Below are 16774 nucleotides of genomic sequence, written 5' to 3' on the forward strand. Positions count from 1 at the left end.
CGGCCGTGGCCACGGACCCGCGAGCGCCCGCTTCGGCACGCCAGTGGCACTGGGCCACCCTGGAGGGCCAGGCGGTTCTCGCCACCCGGAACCTCAGCGAGATCCTGCGCCTGTACCGGAGGACGAACCGTCTCACCCAGACCGACCTGGGCGTCCTCCTCGGCTATGACAAGACGTACATCAGCCTGCTGGAAACAGGAAAACGGATCCTGACGGACACCGGATCCCTGGCCAGAGCCAGCCGGCTGCTCGGCCTGCCGCCCCACGTCCTGGGCATCACCACCGCCGTCGACACCGACCACCAGCTCGTCCTCCAGCTCGGCCAGTCCACCGTCCGGCTCGCCGAAATCGCCCGCCACTCCGGCCACGCCACCGACGCGGTAGCCGAACTGTGGCCGCTGGTCGCCCGCCTGGAAGCCCGCGTCGCCGACGGCCACGCCGAACGCGACATCCTGCACCTCCTGGCCCAGGCCCGCGTCGGACTCGGAGTCGCCCTCGGCAACGTCCTGCCAGAAGAACGCCTGGCCACCGCCGCCCACTGGACAGGCAAGTCCCTGGACATCGCCGCCTTCTTCGGCGACCCCGCCTTCAGCTCCCACGCCCTGCGCATGCACGGCAACGAGCTGCGCAAGGCCGGCCTGCGCGGAGCCGCGGTCAACCGCCTGGCCCACGCCGCCTCCCTGGCACCCGACCTCGACGCCCGAGTCGCAGTCCTCCCACTCCTGGCCCGTGCTGCCGGTGCCCTGGGCAACACCGAGCTGTTCGACCGCGTTGTGCGCGAAGCCCACCAGTCCCTGGACAGCGTCGCGCACACCAGCCTGTTCAACCCCTTCGCCCTGCACGAGGTCAGGCTGCGGGGCCTGGTCGCCACCGGCCGCACCGCGGCGGCCATACGCCTGGTCGAAAACGACCCGGTACCGGCCAGCACCGTGGCACCTCAGTGGCGCGTCATCGCGATGGTGACCACCGCCCACGTCCGCCTCAACGCCGCAGATCACCACGGCGCCGCCGGCATGCTGACCGCCGCCATCAATGAAGCGACCATCCAGCGCCTGCCGCACCAACTCCAACGCGTCAACCGGGTAGCGGGTCGGCACCTGCCCGACATCACCACCGCGGGCCAGGAAGCTCTGAACCGTCTGCGCCAGGAAATAGCCGCATGAGGCCCGGCCCGCGAGCAGGACCAGCGAGCCGTAGGTGTCGTACGCGGCAGCGGGTAACCACGCAGTCTCAGAACGCGGTTGGGGCTCATCCGCCGCACACCCTGCGGACCCAATCAGGAAGCAGCGATGTCCGTGACCATAGAGATCGAGTCCATCGCCGAAGTCATCGGCGGCCACACCACGCCCTCCGATGACTTCCAGGGCGGCGTCGAGTCGATCATCCGCCTCGACCAGCGGTTCCCGCTGGAGACCCTGACCGGGCTTGAGGAGTTCTCGCACCTCGAAGTCCTCTGGCGCTTCCACGTCGCCCAGCCCAGCGACGTGGCGCTCCACGCCCGCAGCCCCCGCAACAACCCCGCCTGGCCCATCAGCGGCACCTTCGCCCACCGCAACCACCGCCGGCCCAACCAACTCGCCATCAGCCACCCGCGCCTGCTCGGCGTTGACGGCCGTGACCTCCTGGTGACCGACTTCGACGCGGTGAACGGCACCCCCGTCCTCGACCTCGCCCCCTACTTCCCAATCATGGGCCCACAGGGCGAGGTTCACGTTCCCGGCTGGGTGACCGAGATGCTGCCCAATTACTGGACCCACCCCGCGAGCCAGAGTTGAACCGATCGACGCACAAGGTCGCACGAGCTGGCCGCCCAAGCAGCCGGACAGGTGATCTGCTGGATTGCCTATCAGGTCTTGCCCGCCGATGACCTGGTTCTGGCAGACCTGCGCTGATGCCAGGCAAGATCCTGACGCCAGGGAAGCCCACACAAGCGAGAGTTGGTTCATTCCGGTTGCCCTCCGCTACGCGCTGCGAAGGAACACCAGGTAGTCGTCCCGTCCTCGCCAACGCCCCAAGCGTCGGCCACCCCGTTGATCAGGATCATGCCGCGTCCGCTTTGCTGGTTCCAGCGAGGTCGAAGGACGACGGGTTCACCGCAGGAGCGCTGGACGACCTCGATGCGCACGGCGTCATCGGCGTAGTGGCACATCCGGAAGTGGACGATGCCCCCTCCGTGCCGGGTCGCGTTGGTGACCAGCTCGGTGACGACCAATGCGACATCGTCTCTTAGCGGGTTGAGGCCCCACTGCTTCACGGCAACGCAGGCCGCCCTACGGATCACTCCTGGGAGCAGCTCCGTGGGGAGTGACGCTCCTTGAGCGTCCTGCAGGAGGGTGTCGCCAGCATCCGCGTCGAAGATGTGGAACGGCGGCTCGATGCCATCGACGTAGTGGAGCGCCGCGGACAGCGGAGTACGGGGGCTGTTGGTTGTCGCTGACATCGCAGACCCTCCTCAACGGGGCTCTCTTCACCAGGCGGTCCCACGGGGTCGTGGGCGTCGGGTCCCTCGTTCGCTGGTCCGGGGCCGCTCAAGCAGATTGCTTCATGGCAAAGTTGACGTGCAATAGGGCGTGCAATTTACACGGACATTGGTATATGCAGTTGCACGTGCTGTAGGAGGCGCACGGCGGACTTGAAGTGGAGCCCCCGTCGCCCCGGTACCGTGAGAGCGGACTCGGTGGCGACCGGACTGGACTCGGGTGCCCTGGTGCCCGGCTGAGGGAGGATGTGACGTGGCAGCACCGAAGGGACCCACGAGTCGCCGAGTTCATCTCGGCAAGGTCTTGGAGAGGATGCGCGAGGAGCGCGGCCTCAGCATCGCCGAGGTGGCCGGCGCTCTGGGCTTCTCCAAGGAGAAGCTGTGGCGAGTCGAAACGGGCCGCACCAGCCTGCCCAACCCCAAGGACTTGACGACCCTGCTGGAGTTCTTCGAGCAGGACGACGAGACGATCGACAACCTTCTCAAGATCCACCGCGAATCACTGCAGGCCGGGTGGTGGGTCCCTTACAACCCGCACTTCCAGAAGGGCATGCGCGACTACGTCGGCATAGAGACGGACGCGCTGGCCATCAGCGCCTGGCAACCCAACCTCGTCTTCGGCCTGCTGCAGACTGAGGAGTACGCGCGACGGCTCCTGCTCAGCGCCAAGACCGTCGATGAGATCACGACAGAGTTCATCGACGCGAACGTCGAGCTGCGGATGCTTCGCAAACGGATCATCACCCACGACGAACCCAGGCCCCTGTGGGTCATCCTCGCCGAAGACGCCCTCCGGAGCGTGATCGGCGGCCCGGACGTGATGCGCGACCAGTACGCCGAGATCAGCAGGCTCACGGCCATGGACCACATCACCGTGCAGATCCTCCCAGCGGCATCCGCCGGCTACCGCGCCAGCCAGAACTTCGCCCTCCTGGACCTCGACGACCCCCTGGGGCGGATGGTCCAAGCCGATCACGTCAACGGGCAAGCCTGGGTGACGGACAAGAAACCGGATGTCGGGCGATTCTCCCGCAGGTTCGACGCGCTGCGGGCATCGGCACTCGCGCCCCACGAGACGCCGAACTTCCTGGAAGAACTAGAACGAAAGACGAAGCCATCAACACAATGAACTCCACAGACGTGGCACCCGAGGGTGCCTGGTTCAAATCCACCCACAGCGGTGCCGAAGGCAACTCCTGCGTCGAGGTCGCAAACCTCGACGACATAATCGGTATCCGTGACTCCAAAGACAAAAGCGGCCCCGCGCTCGTCGTCCCCGCCGATGCCTGGTCGTCTTTCATCGATTTCGTCCGTTCCGGAAACGGCGGACACGGTCTCGGCATGGTCTGACGCTTGGCGGCATGCGGTCCCGGGCCGGAAGAGACCCACCGTCGACAAGAAGCCGATGTTCCCAACGAGTACCCGGAAGGACTCCACACGTGACAACGAACAGCAGGCGCTCCGTCGCGGCACCTGACCTCGATGGGGCCGCCTGGACGAAGTCCTCCTATAGCGGAGGGAGTGAAGGGCAGTGCGTCGAGGTGGCCGACGTGACCACGACCCACTACGGCATCGCCATCCGGGACTCCAAGAACCCGAGCGGCCCGGCGCTCCTGTTCGACACGACGTCCTTCGCCCACTTCATCGCTGACGTGAGCCGCGGCAAGTTCGGACACTGACCAACGGCACCGACGTGGGACGGCCCGCCTCCCCCAGGCCACATCCGGGGAGGCGGGCCGTTCCATGCTGCGGCACTTGCAGGCCCGAGACGGCACTTCCGGCTCCTGGGTTGTGACCGGACGATCATGGACCGTGCCTGCCGACCGGGTCGGCCTTCGCAGCGGGCCGCCAAGTGCCCTCGCCAATCGAGTGACTACGTCTGAACGGGAAGCGCGTCGAGTCCGCGCACCAGGCAGGCTTCAGCTCGGGAGATAAACTCCTCGGTCCATTCCCGTACGGCGCTGGCGTCCGCCCACGTGATAGGTATGCGGCCCCGCGGAGCGCTCCGGAATACGTACCTCACCTACTGGGTGCTGCGTATCGCCGGTCGACATTGGGTCGCGGAAGGCGCAACGCGGTATCGCTTCGCGCTGCCTGCGCGGGCTCCAGATTTCCTGTTCACATGCCCGATACCCCGGTTGGAAGGCGCTCCCGCAAAGGCGGCGGCAAATATGAGTCAGCCGAGGTTCCTATTTACCGCGGCGTTGCTGCTAACCGGTAGGTTCCGCTCACCGTCATTCCGTTCGATGCAACTGTAATTCGCTCACGGCAGACACCTTCACCCGGCATATGACTGGATTACCATCGCCGGTCTATGTCAAGCTATAGCCGTCTCGCGCTATACGTGGAAAGGATGGTTGCCCCCTTCGGTTGCCCGGACTGCCTCGGCGAGAAAAAAATGGTTGCCAGGTATGTGATCTAGCTACTTGGGGGGAGAGGCGTCGTCCCTTGGCTCCTGGACCGTGACCGCTGCTCGTCCGCACGCTCACGCGGCGTCATGACGGGTTCAGGGCCCGGGTGGATGAGGGTTCGCCGTGCCTTATAGCCCAGAAAATGCCGTCAGGCAAAACGCGTTTTCTGCGGATCATTGTTGTCGTCCCGTTCCGGCTGCTTGGCGGTGGATCCGAGGCGGGCGCTCTGTGATCCCGATGCAGGAAGGACGTGGGCGATGGCCGGCTCCCGGAAGGGGTGGAGCACACCTGAGCGGCACGACGAGGGACGCCGTACGGGCGGTCTGGTGACGGTGGAGGAGTTCTTGGAGCTGGTCGGGGTGTCCCGCCGGACGTTCAACCGGTGGCGCGAGCTGGGCACCGCGCCGCAGGCGATCAAGCTGCCGAACGGGCAGTTGCGGATGCGCCAGGGCGATGTGGAGTCCTGGCTGAATGATCATGAGGAGGCTGCTGCTTGAGAACAACGGATGTGCGGGTGTTTGGTATCCAGCACGACGAACGGCGTAAGAAGCCGTCTTTCCGGCTACGTTGGAAGGTGGCGGGCAAGCCGTTTTCGTACACTGCGCGCACCAAGGGGCTGGCGGAGGCATATCAGGGGAAGCTGCGTCAGGCCATGCGGGACGGTGAGGAATTCGACACCGCCACCGGCCTTCCGCCCTCCCTGGAGGAGAAGGCCGCCGACGTCTCGTGGTACGAGTTCGCCCTTACGTATCTGGCGCTGCGATGGCCGCACGTGTCCCCGAATTACCGGGACGAGATCAACGAGGGGCTCACGGAGGCGACTAAGGCGCTGCTGCGGGACACGCCGGGGCGTCCCAGCGATGCGGCGCTGCAGCATGCCCTGCGTGAGTGGGCGTTCGTTCTGCCCGGGCCGGGTGAGCGGGAGCTTCCGCCGGAGGTTGTCCGGGTGCTGGGCTGGGTGGCGAAGGCGTCCCGGCCGCTGGCGGAGGTGAAGGAGCCGGTGGTGGTGCGGGAGGTGCTGGACTCCTTCAAGCTGCGGCTGGACGGGAAGGCGGCTGCGGGGGCGACGGCGCGCCGCAAGCGGAAGACCTTCGTGGCTGCCCTGAACTACGCGGTGGACCGGGGGGACTTCGCGGAGAACCCGGTGCACGGCGTGAAGTGGGAGAAGCCGAAGGTGGCCACCGAGGTCGATCCCCGGGTGGTGGCCAACCCCGCGCAGGCCGTCTCGCTGCTGACGGCCGTCTCCTACGTGGGCGGCTATCACCGGGCCCGGGGGCGGCGCCTGGTGGGGCTGTTCGGCGCCATGTACTACGCGGGGCTCCGCCCGGCGGAGGCCATCGGGCTGTCCGAGGACGACTGCACTCTGCCGGCGCGCGGGTGGGGCAGTGCGACCCTGCACCGGACCCGTCCGACGGCGGGCAAGCGGTGGACCGATACGGGTGAGGTCCATGACGACCGGGGGTTGAAGAACCGGGCGGCGGAGGACACCCGGGTGGTGCCGCTGCCGCCCCGGCTGGTGGTGATCTTGAAGGAGAGTATCCGCACGCACGGCGTGGCGGAGGACGGCCGGCTGTTCTTCAACGAGCGCCGCGGTGTCCTGGGCTCCTCCACCTACGACCGGGTCTGGCACGAGGCAAGGGAGTTCGGGCTGCCACCGCGCCTGGTGCGGTCCCCGCTGGCCCACCGTCCCTACGACCTGCGGCACTCGGCCCTGTCCACGTGGCTGAACGCCGGAGTCGACCCGACCGAGGTCGCCGAGCGGGCCGGCAACAGCGTCGAGGTTCTCCTCGCTCGTTACGCTAAGTGCCTTTACGGCAGGCGCGAGATCGCCAACCAGCGCATCGAGGCCCTGCTGGACGAGTACAACTAGCCCCCTCCGAACGACCCGCTGCGGCCCCGGACACCCGTCCGGGGCCGCGCCCCGTTCTGGGTCCGGTGGTGAACCGTGCCGCGATTTCGCGTCACAAATGCGTCACGCGGTCCGGCCTGGAGGTGCCTTTGGGTGCCTGTAGTGGCCTAAACCTGCTGCCCAAGTAAAAACCCTCCGATCAGACGTTTTGCCTGATCAGAGGGTCTTCTAGGCACCTGACCTGCGAGAAGTCGGAGGTGCCCCCGGCAGGATTCGAACCTGCGCACACGGCTCCGGAGGCCGTTGCTCTATCCCCTGAGCTACGGGGGCGTATCGGCCCTGGTGGGGCGACGGGGAGAACACTACCAGCTTGGGGAGGGTGGGGGTGTACGGGGTTTTTGCCGGGGTGGCGGGGGTGGTTGGGGGGTGGGGTTTGGTGGTGGGGGAGTGGGCGGGTGGGGGGTGGGAGGCGGGGGTTCACTCGTCGTGGGGGAGAAATGGGCAAAACGCGGACGCATCGAGGGGGGTCCGCCTAGTCTTCGGGGTGTGACGGGTGCGTCCGGCCGGGTGCTTGTTGTGGACGACAACAAGGTGATTCGGCAACTGATCAGGGTCAACCTGGAGCTGGAGGGCTTCGAGGTCGTGACCGCGGCTGATGGTGCCGAGTGCCTGGAGATCGTGCACAGCGTGCGGCCTGATGTCGTCACGCTCGATGTCGTGATGCCCCGGCTGGACGGGGTACGGACCGCCGCCCGGCTGCGTGGCGACCCGCGAACCCGGGAGGTCGGGATCGTCATGGTCAGCGCCGGGCAGCTTCCCGAGGGCACCGGCGGGCCCGCCGGCGTCGACGCCTACCTCGCGAAACCCTTCGAGCCCGCCGACCTCGTCGAGACCGTACGCCGGCTCGTCGGGCGCGGGCCCCTTCCTCCCGAGCCCCGCGGCCAGGCCGCCGCCGCCCCCGGTCAGGCGTAGCCCACGCCCCGTCGCCCGGCTGCCCGGGCTGCCGTTCGGGCCGGGGTCCTCGCTGCGCCCCGCGTCCCGAACCGTCCGACTACTCCCGTATCCCCCGACCTGCCGGGAAAACCGGTCGCCGGACCGGGGCCGGCCTCGCCTAGGCTTTGTGCGTGACTCCTGCCGAGCTGTCCCGCACCGTGCTCAGTACGGTGCGCCGTGCCGTCGCCGCGCGGGAGCTGCGGGTGGCGGTGCCGGAGCGGGTCGTGGTGCAGCGGCCGCCGCGGCCGGGGTGCGGGGACTACGCGACGAACGTGGCGTTGCAGCTCGCCGGGCCCGCCGGGCGTACGCCGCGGCAGGTCGCCGAGATCCTCAAGCCGTGGCTCAGCCGCGAACCCGGGATCGCGCTCGTGGAGATCGCCGGGCCCGGGTTCCTGAACATCACGCTCAACGCCCGCGCGTACGGCGACGTCGTCCGGCAGGTCCGCGCCCAGCGCGGTGAGTACGGTCACAGCGACGGCCTCTTCGCCGAGCCCGAGGTCGAGGTCGAGCCCGAGGCTGATACCGAGCCCTACTCCGAGCCGGCGCTCGACCCCGGCCCGGGCCCCGGCCCCGACGAAAACCCGTACCCCGCCCTCCGCCCCCGCCTCCTCGCCGAGGCCACCCGCAACCTCCGCCACGCCGCCGGCGCCCCCGACGCCCACGTGACCGACGCGCCGGCAGAACCCCCCCACACCCCCACCACCCCCCTCGGCCCCGACGCCACCCGCTGGGCCCTGCTCCGCCCGCCCGCCGAGGACCCCCTCCCCGCGCCCGCCGACCTCGCCCGCCTGCTCAGCCAGCGCGAGAGCAACCCCCTCTTCCGGCTCCGCTACGCTCACGCCCGGACCAGGGCCCTGCTCCGCAACGCCCACGACCTGGGCGTGGACATCGAGGCGCCGGAGGATCCGGACGGCACCCCGTACCACCACCCGGCCGAGACCGAACTCCTCGGCCTGATCGCGGACTTCCCGCGGATCATCGAGACCGCCGCCCGCCGCCGCGCGCCCGACCGGCTCGCCCGACACCTGGAACGGCTGGCCGACGCCTACCTGCGGTTCCAGGACGAGTGTCCGGCGCTGCCCAAAGGCGACGAGAAACCCTCGGCCGTGCACGCCTCCCGGATCCGCCTCGCCGACGCGACCGGCATCGTGCTCGCCAACGGCCTGCACCTGCTCGGCATCAGCGCCCCCGCCCACCTCTGACGACGACCGCCGGCTCTGGAACGCCGGGCCGCCCGCCCCGGGCACGCCCCCGCGAACCCCCCGCGACCCCGCTCGCGACCCCCCCCGAGAAGCCGCCGCCCGCACGCCCCGCACAAGAAGCGCCCCGCACAAGAAACGCCCCGCACAAGAAACGCCCCGCACAAGAAACGCCCCATACAAGAAAGACGACACCGTGAGCCGCTCCGCACACCCCGCAGGCCCCCGTCACGCCGACGTGCTCCCCGAGGGCCACTACGCCGCCCCGCCCGCCGACCTCAACGAGCTCGACGCCCGCGTCTGGTCCCGCACCGTCACCCGCAACGACGACGGCGCGGCCGAGATCGGCGGCCTCGACGTCCGCACGCTCGCCGAGGAGTTCGGCACCCCCGCGTACTTCCTGGACGAGGAGGACTTCCGGGCCCGCTGCCGCGCCTGGCGGGCCGCCTTCGGGCACGAGGCGGACGTCTTCTACGCGGGCAAGGCGTTCCTGTCCCGGGCCGTCGTGAAGTGGCTGTACGAGGAGGGGCTGAATCTCGACGTCTGCTCCGGCACCGAGCTGGCCGTGGCGCTCGACGCGGGCATGCCCGCCGAGCGGATCGCGCTGCACGGCAACAACAAGTCGACCGCGGAGATCGAGCGCGCGGTCACCGCGGGCGTCGGGCGGATCGTGCTCGACTCGTTCCAGGAGATCGCCCGGGTCGCGGCGGTCGCGCAGCGGCACGGGCGGCGGCAGCCGGTGCAGATCCGGGTGACGGTCGGCGTGGAGGCGCACACCCACGAGTTCATCGCCACCGCGCACGAGGACCAGAAGTTCGGGCTCGCGCTGGCCGACGGCCAGGCGGCCGAGGCGGTCCGCCGGGTGCTGATGCTGGAGAGCCTCGAACTGGTCGGCATCCACAGCCACATCGGCTCGCAGATCTTCGACATGGCCGGCTTCGAGGTGGCCGCCCGCCGGGTGGTCTCGCTGCTCGCCGAGATCCGCGACGAGCACGGCGTGCAGCTGCCGGAGATCGACCTCGGCGGCGGCCTCGGCATCGCGTACACGCCCGACGACGACCCGCGCGAGCCGCAGGAGATCGCCAAGTCGCTAGGCGAGATCGTCACCCGTGAGTGTGAAGCGGCGCGGCTGAGCGTGCCGCGCCTGTCGGTGGAGCCGGGCCGGGCCATCGTCGGGCCGACGGCGTTCACGCTGTACGAGGTCGGCACCGTCAAGCCGCTGGAGGGGCTGCGGACGTACGTCAGCATCGACGGCGGGATGTCGGACAACATCCGCACCGCGCTCTACGACGCCGAGTACACCGTGGCGCTGGTATCGCGGCGCAGCGACGCGGAGCCGATGCTCAGCCGGGTGGTGGGCAAGCACTGCGAGAGCGGCGACATCGTGGTCAAGGACGCGTTCCTGCCGGCCGACCTGGCGCCGGGCGACCTGCTCGCGGTGCCGGCCACCGGCGCGTACTGCCGTTCCATGGCGAGCAACTACAACCACGCGCTGCGCCCGCCGGTGGTGGCCGTCGCCGACGGCCGGGCCCGGGTGATCGTCCGCCGGGAGACCGAGGAGGATCTGCTGCGCCTGGACGTCGGCTGATCCGAATCACCGCGCGATCGCTCCTCGGACGCAAAGATTCACCGTCCGGACGGCCAGTCTCGCGATCCGGACAAGACGTGGCTTCTCCCATCCGGTGCGTGAGACTGGTCCGGCACAGGTCCCGCGGCTCCTCATGCCGCCGGGGGCCGCACGAGAAGTCGCACGAGAAGAAGAGCAGTACGAGAAACGAGGTCGGATGATGCGTACGCGTCCGCTGAAGGTGGCCCTGCTGGGCTGCGGCACGGTCGGCACGGAGGTCACGCGCATCATGACGGCCCAGGCGGACGACCTCGCCGCCCGGATCGGCGCGCCGATCGAGCTGGCCGGGATCGCCGTCCGCCGCCCCAACAAGGTCCGCGCGGGCGTGCCCGCCGAGCTGCTCACCACCGACGCCACCGCGCTGGTCAAACGCGGCGACATCGACGTCGTGGTCGAGGTCATCGGCGGCATCGAGCCGGTCCGCACGCTGATCACCACCGCGTTCGAGCACGGCGCCTCCGTGGTGTCGGCGAACAAGGCGCTGCTGGCCGCCGACGGCGCCAGCCTGCACGCCAAGGCCGTCGAGTACGGTGTGGACCTGTACTACGAGGCCGCGGTCGCCGGCGCGATCCCGCTGATCAGGCCGCTGCGCGAGTCGCTGGCCGGCGACAAGGTGGACCGGGTGCTCGGCATCGTCAACGGCACCACGAACTTCATCCTCGACCGGATGGATTCCACCGGCGCCGGCTACAGCGAGGCGCTGGACGAGGCCACGGCGCTCGGTTATGCCGAGGCGGACCCGACCGCCGACGTGGAGGGCTTCGACGCCGCGGCCAAGGCCGCGATCCTGGCCGGCATCGCCTTCCACACCCGGGTCACCATCCAGGACGTGCACCGCGAGGGTGTGACGGAGGTCACGGCCGCGGACATCGCTTCGGCGCGCAGGATGGGCTGCACGGTCAAACTGCTCGCCATCTGCGAGCGCAAGGCCGACGGCCGCTCCGTGACGGTCAGGGTGCACCCGGCGATGATCCCGCTCAGCCACCCGCTGGCGTCCGTCCGCGAGGCGTACAACGCCGTCTTCGTCGAGGCGGAGGCGGCCGGGCGGCTGATGTTCTACGGACCCGGCGCGGGCGGCACACCCACCGCCTCCGCCGTTCTCGGCGACCTGGTGGCGGCCTGCCGCAACAAGCTGGCGCAGACCACCGGAGCCGGCGAGTCCGCGTACGCGCGGCTGCCGGTGAGCCCGATGGGCGATGTGGTGACGCGCTACCACATCAGCCTGGACGTGGCGGACAAACCGGGCGTCCTCGCGCAGGTCGCCACGGTGTTCGCCGAGCACGACGTGTCGATCGACACGGTGCGGCAGCAGCGGGGAAAGAACGGCGAGGCGTCCCTCGTCGTGGTCACCCATCGCGCGTCGGACGCCGCCCTGTCGGCGACCGTGTCCAGTCTGCGGAAACTCGACACCGTACGCGGCGTCGCCAGCATCATGCGTGTTGAAGGGGAGTAAACCCGCTATGAACGCAACCATCGACAGCGCCCGAATGTCGGGCACCCACCAGTGGCGCGGCATCATCGAGGAGTACCGGGACCGGCTGCCGGTCGCCGCGGACACCCCGGTGGTCACGCTGCTGGAGGGTGGCACCCCGCTGGTTCCGGCGCAGCTGCTGTCCGAGCGGACCGGCTGCGACGTCTACCTCAAGGTCGAGGGGGCGAATCCGACCGGGTCGTTCAAGGACCGCGGGATGACGATGGCGATCTCCCGGGCCAAGGAGGAGGGCGCCCAGGCGGTCATCTGCGCGTCCACCGGCAACACCTCGGCGTCGGCCGCGGCCTACGCGGTGCGGGCCGGGATGGTCTGCGCGGTGCTCGTGCCGCAGGGCAAGATCGCGCTCGGCAAGATGGGCCAGGCGCTCGTGCACGGCAGCCGGATCCTCCAGGTGGACGGCAACTTCGACGACTGCCTCGAACTGGCCCGCGCGCTCAGCGAGAAGTACCCGGTCGCGCTGGTGAACTCGGTCAACCCGGCCCGGATCGAGGGGCAGAAGACCGCGGCGTTCGAGGTGGTCGACGCGCTCGGCGACGCGCCCGACGTGCACGTGCTGCCGGTCGGCAACGCGGGCAACATCACGGCCTACTGGAAGGGCTACCGGGAGTACGCGGCGGACGGGATGTCCACCCGCAAGCCGCGGATGTGGGGCTTCCAGGCGTCCGGGTCCGCGCCGATCGTCAACGGGGCGCCGGTGCGGCAGCCGCAGACGATCGCGACGGCGATCCGGATCGGCAACCCGGCGTCCTGGGAGTACGCGGTCGCCGCGCGCGACGAGTCCGGCGGAGTGATCGAGGCGGTGACCGACCGTCAGATCCTGTCCGCCTACCGCCTGCTGGCGGCGCGCGAGGGCGTCTTCGTGGAGCCGGCGTCGGCGGCCTCGGTCGCGGGGCTGCTCAAGGCGGTGGACGAGGGCAAGGTCGATCCCGGCCAGCGCATCGTCTGCACGGTCACCGGCAACGGCCTCAAGGACCCCGACTGGGCGGTCGCGGGCGCCCCGCGTCCCATCACGGTAGCGGTCGACCCGGACGCCGCCGCCCGGAGCCTGGGCCTGGTCTGACACTCCCCGGCCCGCTGCCCGCGCCCGGGGGGAAAACCTGGGGGCCGGGCAGGGCGAGCCCGGCCGGCGGGGCGCACGCGCTGCAAGCGACACGCATCGCGCGCTGTTCGTGCGCCCTATGTCGCGGGGGAACCTTCCTTCGATAAGCTGGAGTCAGCGGCACCGCAGTGTGCCCCGAATCCCGGCGGATGCCCCGCGCATCGCCACCTCCCGCCCCGCCGCCCGGCAATGGAGCCGCGCCCGCAGGGTGAACCGCAGCAAGGAGATTCGTCGAACGATGGCCGGTCCCGCGTTCCGCGCAGCCGCCGTACGAGTGCGCGTCCCCGCGACCAGCGCCAATCTCGGGCCCGGGTTCGACGCCTTCGGCCTGGCGCTGGGGCTGTACGACGACGTGGTGGTCCGCGTCGCCGACTCCGGCCTGCATGTGGACATCGCGGGCGAGGGCGCCGACACGCTGGCCCGGGACGAGAAACACCTGGTCGTCCGGTCGCTGCGGACCGCGTTCGACCTGCTCGGCGGCCAGCCGCGCGGCCTGGAGGTGGTGTGCGCCAACCGCATCCCGCACGGCCGCGGCCTCGGCTCGTCCTCCGCCGCCATCTGCGCGGGCATCATGGCCGCCCGCGCGGTGACGATAGGCGGGCCCGCCGTGCTGGACGACACCGTGCTGCTGGAGCTGGCCACCGAGATCGAGGGCCATCCCGACAACGTCGCGGCCTGCCTGCTCGGCGGCTTCACGCTGGCCTGGACCGAGGGCGGCGCCGCCCGGGCGGTCCGGATGGACCCGGCGCCTTCACTGGTTCCGGTGGTCTTCGTGCCGGCCACCCCGCTGCTCACCGAGACCGCCCGCGGGCTGCTGCCGCGTACCGTCCCGCATGTGGACGCCGCGGCCAACGCGGGCCGGGCCGCGCTGCTGGTGGAGGCGCTCACCAGGCGCCCCGAGCTGCTGCTGCCCGCCACCGAGGACCGGCTGCACCAGGACTACCGGGCGCCCGCCATGCCGGAGAGCCTGGCCCTGGTGGGCCGGCTGCGCGCGGACGGCATCCCCGCGGTGGTGTCGGGCGCGGGCCCCACGGTGCTGGCGTTCACCGAGGAGGGTGCCGCCGACAAGGTCTCCCGCTACGCGGCCGAGGGCTGGGCGGCGAACCGCCTGGCACTGGACGCGGGCGGGGCGAGCGTGCTGCCGCTCGCAGTGGGGCAGTGACACGATTGCCGGTTGTCGAGAGGGGGAATGTTTGTTGGATCCGGTAGTGTTAATCTCAAGCCTGCATTCGACACCCGATGGGTGCGATGCACCGTGTCCCTGCCGTGGGACCGCTTATCTTCCGGGAGCCTCCCACACCGCATAGACAGCTCGTCCGAGCAGTCGGACGGCATGTCCGGGCAGTGTCGAGCCCGCTCCGGAGTCGGTACGAGTTCCCCTCCGTGCCGAGCACTTATGTATTTCTGCCGCCATCAGGCGGACCACCGCCCCGGCTCTGAGCAGCGGAAACGCCCAGACCGGACAGCACGACCGGTCGCCGAGCCAGACAGGCCGACGTCCGCTCCAGGGAAGGACCCTTCGTGAGCGACACCACCGATCTGATGGGCGTGCGCGCAGATGACACTGTCGCCTCGTCCGATGCCGCCGCGCCTGCCAGCGGTGCCGGCACGGCCAGTGCCGCGCGCCGACGCCGGTCCGGGACAGGTCTGGAGGGCATGGTCCTGGCCGAACTCCAGCAGCTCGCCTCCGGCCTCGGCATCAAGGGCACCGCGCGGATGCGCAAGAGCCAGCTGATCGAGACGATCAAGGAACGGCAGGCCGGTGGCGGTACCACCGCCCAGCAGGCCGCCGCCGAGCCCGCCGTGGCCGAGAAGCCCAAGCGCCGGGCCACCTCGCGGGCCCGCCTCGAGCAGGCCGGCGCCGAGGCCGAGAGCGCGGCCCCGGCCGCCGCCTCCGCCCCGGCCGCCGCGCCCGAGCCCCAGCAGATCGAGATCCCCGGCCAGCCGGCCGGCGAGCAGGCCAAGGCCGCGAAGGCCGAGCGGGCCGAGCGGGCCGAGCGCGGTGACCGGGCCGAGCGGGCCGCCGAGTCCGCCGCCGACACCGCCGAGGGCCGCGGCGCCGAAGCCAAGGGCGACGGCAAGCAGGCCGACGGCAAGCAGCAGGGCGGCGGCCAGGGCGACGACCGCCAGGACCGGCAGCGCGGCCAGCGCGGCGACCGCCGCGAGCGGCAGCGCGACCGCCGCAACCGCGGTGAGGACGGCGGCGGCGAGGGCGGCGGCAACCGGCAGGGCCGGGACCGCGGCGACCGCCAGCAGGGCGGCGGCGGCCAGGGCGGCGGTCAGGGCGGCGGCCAGCAGGGCAACCAGAACCAGCAGCAGGGCGGCGGCGGCAACGCGCAGGACGACGACGAGTTCGGTGACGGCCGCGGCCGGCGCCGTGGCCGCTACCGCGACCGCAGGGGCCGCGGCAACCGCCGCGAGGAGTTCGGTGGCGGCGGCGAGCCGCAGGTGGCCGACGACGACGTGCTGATCCCGGTGGCCGGCATCCTGGACATCCTGGACAACTACGCGTTCATCAGGACCTCCGGCTACCTGCCCGGGCCCAACGACGTGTACGTCTCGCTGGCCCAGGTCCGCAAGAACGGCCTGCGCAAGGGCGACCACGTCACCGGCGCCGTCCGGCAGCCCAAGGACGGCGAGCGGCGGGAGAAGTTCAACGCGCTGGTCCGGCTGGACTCCGCCAACGGCATGGGCGCCGACTCCGGCCGCGGCCGTCCGGAGTTCAACAAGCTCACCCCGCTGTACCCGCAGGACCGGCTCCGTCTGGAGACCGACCCCGGCGTGCTGACCACCCGGATCATCGACCTGGTCTCGCCGATCGGCAAGGGCCAGCGCGGTCTGATCGTGGCCCCGCCGAAGACCGGTAAGACCATGATCATGCAGGCCATCGCCAACGCGATCACGGTCAACAACCCCGAGTGCCACCTGATGGTCGTGCTGGTCGACGAGCGTCCCGAAGAGGTCACCGACATGCAGCGGTCGGTGAAGGGCGAGGTCATCTCCTCGACCTTCGACCGCCCCGCCGAGGACCACACCACGGTCGCCGAGCTGGCCATCGAGCGCGCCAAGCGGCTGGTGGAGCTGGGCCACGACGTGGTCGTGCTGCTGGACTCCATCACCCGGCTGGGCCGTGCCTACAACCTGGCCGCGCCGGCCTCCGGCCGCATCCTGTCCGGTGGTGTCGACTCGACCGCGCTCTACCCGCCGAAGCGGTTCTTCGGCGCCGCGCGCAACATCGAGGACGGCGGCTCGCTGACCATCCTGGCCACCGCGCTGGTCGAGACCGGCTCGCGGATGGACGAGGTGATCTTCGAGGAGTTCAAGGGCACCGGCAACATGGAGCTCAAGCTCGACCGCAAGCTCGCCGACAAGCGGATCTTCCCCGCGGTGGACGTCGACCCGTCCGGCACCCGCAAGGAGGAGATCCTGCTCGACCGCGACGAGCTGGGGATCGTCTGGAAGCTCCGCCGGGTGCTGCACGCGCTGGACTCGCAGCAGGCCATCGAGCTGCTGCTGGACAAGATGAAGCAGACCAAGTCCAACGCCGAGTTCCTGATGCAGATCGCCAAGACGACGCCGGGTCAGGGCAACGACTGACCTGGTGGTCGCTGAGCAGCACTGATCA

At 70.3% G+C, this 16774-nt stretch carries 15 protein-coding genes and 1 tRNA gene; 14 read left to right on the top strand and 2 right to left on the bottom strand.

Annotated elements, in window-relative coordinates; genetic code table 11:
* Positions 1 to 5 precede the first annotated feature (5 nt).
* Positions 6 to 1163, top strand: a complete 1158-nt coding sequence (locus tag ACQPW6_RS29550; protein ID WP_433892744.1) for a helix-turn-helix domain-containing protein — start codon at positions 6 to 8, stop codon at positions 1161 to 1163.
* Positions 1164 to 1289: 126 nt separating this feature from the next.
* Positions 1290 to 1775, top strand: coding sequence for an SAM-dependent methyltransferase (locus ACQPW6_RS29555; RefSeq protein ID WP_433892745.1), 486 nt, complete (start codon positions 1290 to 1292; stop codon positions 1773 to 1775).
* A gap of 167 nt (positions 1776 to 1942) precedes the next feature.
* Here ACQPW6_RS29555 and ACQPW6_RS29560 read toward each other — a convergent pair whose 3' ends face one another.
* Positions 1943 to 2440 (bottom strand): ATP-binding protein, encoded by a 498-nt coding sequence (locus ACQPW6_RS29560; protein WP_433892746.1) that lies wholly within the window; start codon positions 2438 to 2440, stop codon positions 1943 to 1945.
* A 292-nt stretch (positions 2441 to 2732) separates the two neighbouring features.
* Here ACQPW6_RS29560 and ACQPW6_RS29565 point away from each other — a divergent pair, with 292 nt between their 5' ends.
* From ACQPW6_RS29565 to ACQPW6_RS29585, 5 genes are all read left to right on the top strand, one after another.
* Entirely contained in the window at positions 2733 to 3608 is an 876-nt protein-coding gene (locus tag ACQPW6_RS29565; RefSeq protein WP_433892747.1) for a helix-turn-helix domain-containing protein, read from the top strand.
* An 11-nt stretch (positions 3609 to 3619) separates the two neighbouring features.
* The gene (locus tag ACQPW6_RS29570) at positions 3620 to 3829 is read left to right on the top strand and encodes a DUF397 domain-containing protein (protein WP_433892748.1); all 210 of its coding nucleotides are present in this window, start codon (positions 3620 to 3622) and stop codon (positions 3827 to 3829) included.
* A gap of 11 nt (positions 3830 to 3840) precedes the next feature.
* A complete protein-coding gene (locus ACQPW6_RS29575) occupies positions 3841 to 4158 on the top strand; it encodes a DUF397 domain-containing protein (protein WP_433892749.1) in 318 nt (105 codons plus the stop codon).
* A gap of 989 nt (positions 4159 to 5147) precedes the next feature.
* Positions 5148 to 5387 (top strand): helix-turn-helix transcriptional regulator, encoded by a 240-nt coding sequence (locus ACQPW6_RS29580; RefSeq protein ID WP_433892750.1) that lies wholly within the window; start codon positions 5148 to 5150, stop codon positions 5385 to 5387.
* Positions 5384 to 6760, top strand: a complete 1377-nt coding sequence (locus ACQPW6_RS29585) for a tyrosine-type recombinase/integrase (protein ID WP_433892751.1) — start codon at positions 5384 to 5386, stop codon at positions 6758 to 6760. The genes ACQPW6_RS29580 and ACQPW6_RS29585 overlap by 4 nt, the downstream gene beginning before the upstream one ends.
* Before the next feature lie 237 nt (positions 6761 to 6997).
* Here the strand turns inward: ACQPW6_RS29585 and ACQPW6_RS29590 are convergent.
* Positions 6998 to 7069, bottom strand: a tRNA-Arg gene (locus ACQPW6_RS29590).
* A gap of 216 nt (positions 7070 to 7285) precedes the next feature.
* On the opposite strand from ACQPW6_RS29590, the gene ACQPW6_RS29595 reads away from it, so the two are divergent.
* The 7 genes from ACQPW6_RS29595 to rho all read left to right on the top strand — a co-directional run bounded on the left by ACQPW6_RS29595 (position 7286) and on the right by rho (position 16746).
* Complete coding sequence (locus ACQPW6_RS29595; RefSeq protein ID WP_433892752.1) at positions 7286 to 7711, top strand: response regulator; 426 nt, start codon at positions 7286 to 7288, stop codon at positions 7709 to 7711.
* A gap of 152 nt (positions 7712 to 7863) precedes the next feature.
* Positions 7864 to 8934, top strand: a complete 1071-nt coding sequence (gene nrtL, locus ACQPW6_RS29600) for an ArgS-related anticodon-binding protein NrtL (protein WP_433892753.1) — start codon at positions 7864 to 7866, stop codon at positions 8932 to 8934.
* Positions 8935 to 9127: 193 nt separating this feature from the next.
* Positions 9128 to 10519, top strand: a complete 1392-nt coding sequence (gene lysA / locus ACQPW6_RS29605; RefSeq protein WP_433892754.1) for a diaminopimelate decarboxylase — start codon at positions 9128 to 9130, stop codon at positions 10517 to 10519.
* 196 nt (positions 10520 to 10715) lie between these two features.
* Positions 10716 to 12011, top strand: coding sequence for a homoserine dehydrogenase (locus ACQPW6_RS29610; protein WP_433892755.1), 1296 nt, complete (start codon positions 10716 to 10718; stop codon positions 12009 to 12011).
* 7 nt (positions 12012 to 12018) lie between these two features.
* Positions 12019 to 13110 (top strand): threonine synthase, encoded by a 1092-nt coding sequence (thrC, locus tag ACQPW6_RS29615; RefSeq protein WP_433892756.1) that lies wholly within the window; start codon positions 12019 to 12021, stop codon positions 13108 to 13110.
* 277 nt (positions 13111 to 13387) lie between these two features.
* Positions 13388 to 14311: a homoserine kinase gene (thrB, locus tag ACQPW6_RS29620; RefSeq protein ID WP_433892757.1), complete on the top strand. Its 924-nt coding sequence runs from the start codon at positions 13388 to 13390 to the stop codon at positions 14309 to 14311.
* 380 nt (positions 14312 to 14691) lie between these two features.
* Positions 14692 to 16746, top strand: a complete 2055-nt coding sequence (gene rho, locus ACQPW6_RS29625) for a transcription termination factor Rho (RefSeq protein ID WP_433894702.1) — start codon at positions 14692 to 14694, stop codon at positions 16744 to 16746.
* The last annotated feature ends 28 nt before the right edge of the window (positions 16747 to 16774 follow it).

Source organism: Streptomyces sp. CA-111067 (assembly GCF_050956065.1).
Lineage (GTDB): Bacteria > Actinomycetota > Actinomycetes > Streptomycetales > Streptomycetaceae > Actinacidiphila.

Coding starts and splice junctions, on each gene's coding strand:
- rho (WP_433894702.1), top strand. CDS start 14,692: ATGGGCGTGCGCGCAGATGACACTGTCGCCTCGTCCGATGCCGCCGCG.
- ACQPW6_RS29580 (WP_433892750.1), top strand. CDS start 5,148: ATGGCCGGCTCCCGGAAGGGGTGGAGCACACCTGAGCGGCACGACGAG.
- thrC (WP_433892756.1), top strand. CDS start 12,019: ATGAACGCAACCATCGACAGCGCCCGAATGTCGGGCACCCACCAGTGG.
- ACQPW6_RS29610 (WP_433892755.1), top strand. CDS start 10,716: ATGATGCGTACGCGTCCGCTGAAGGTGGCCCTGCTGGGCTGCGGCACG.
- ACQPW6_RS29560 (WP_433892746.1), bottom strand. CDS start 2,440: ATGTCAGCGACAACCAACAGCCCCCGTACTCCGCTGTCCGCGGCGCTC.
- thrB (WP_433892757.1), top strand. CDS start 13,388: ATGGCCGGTCCCGCGTTCCGCGCAGCCGCCGTACGAGTGCGCGTCCCC.
- ACQPW6_RS29555 (WP_433892745.1), top strand. CDS start 1,290: ATGTCCGTGACCATAGAGATCGAGTCCATCGCCGAAGTCATCGGCGGC.
- ACQPW6_RS29575 (WP_433892749.1), top strand. CDS start 3,841: ATGCGGTCCCGGGCCGGAAGAGACCCACCGTCGACAAGAAGCCGATGT.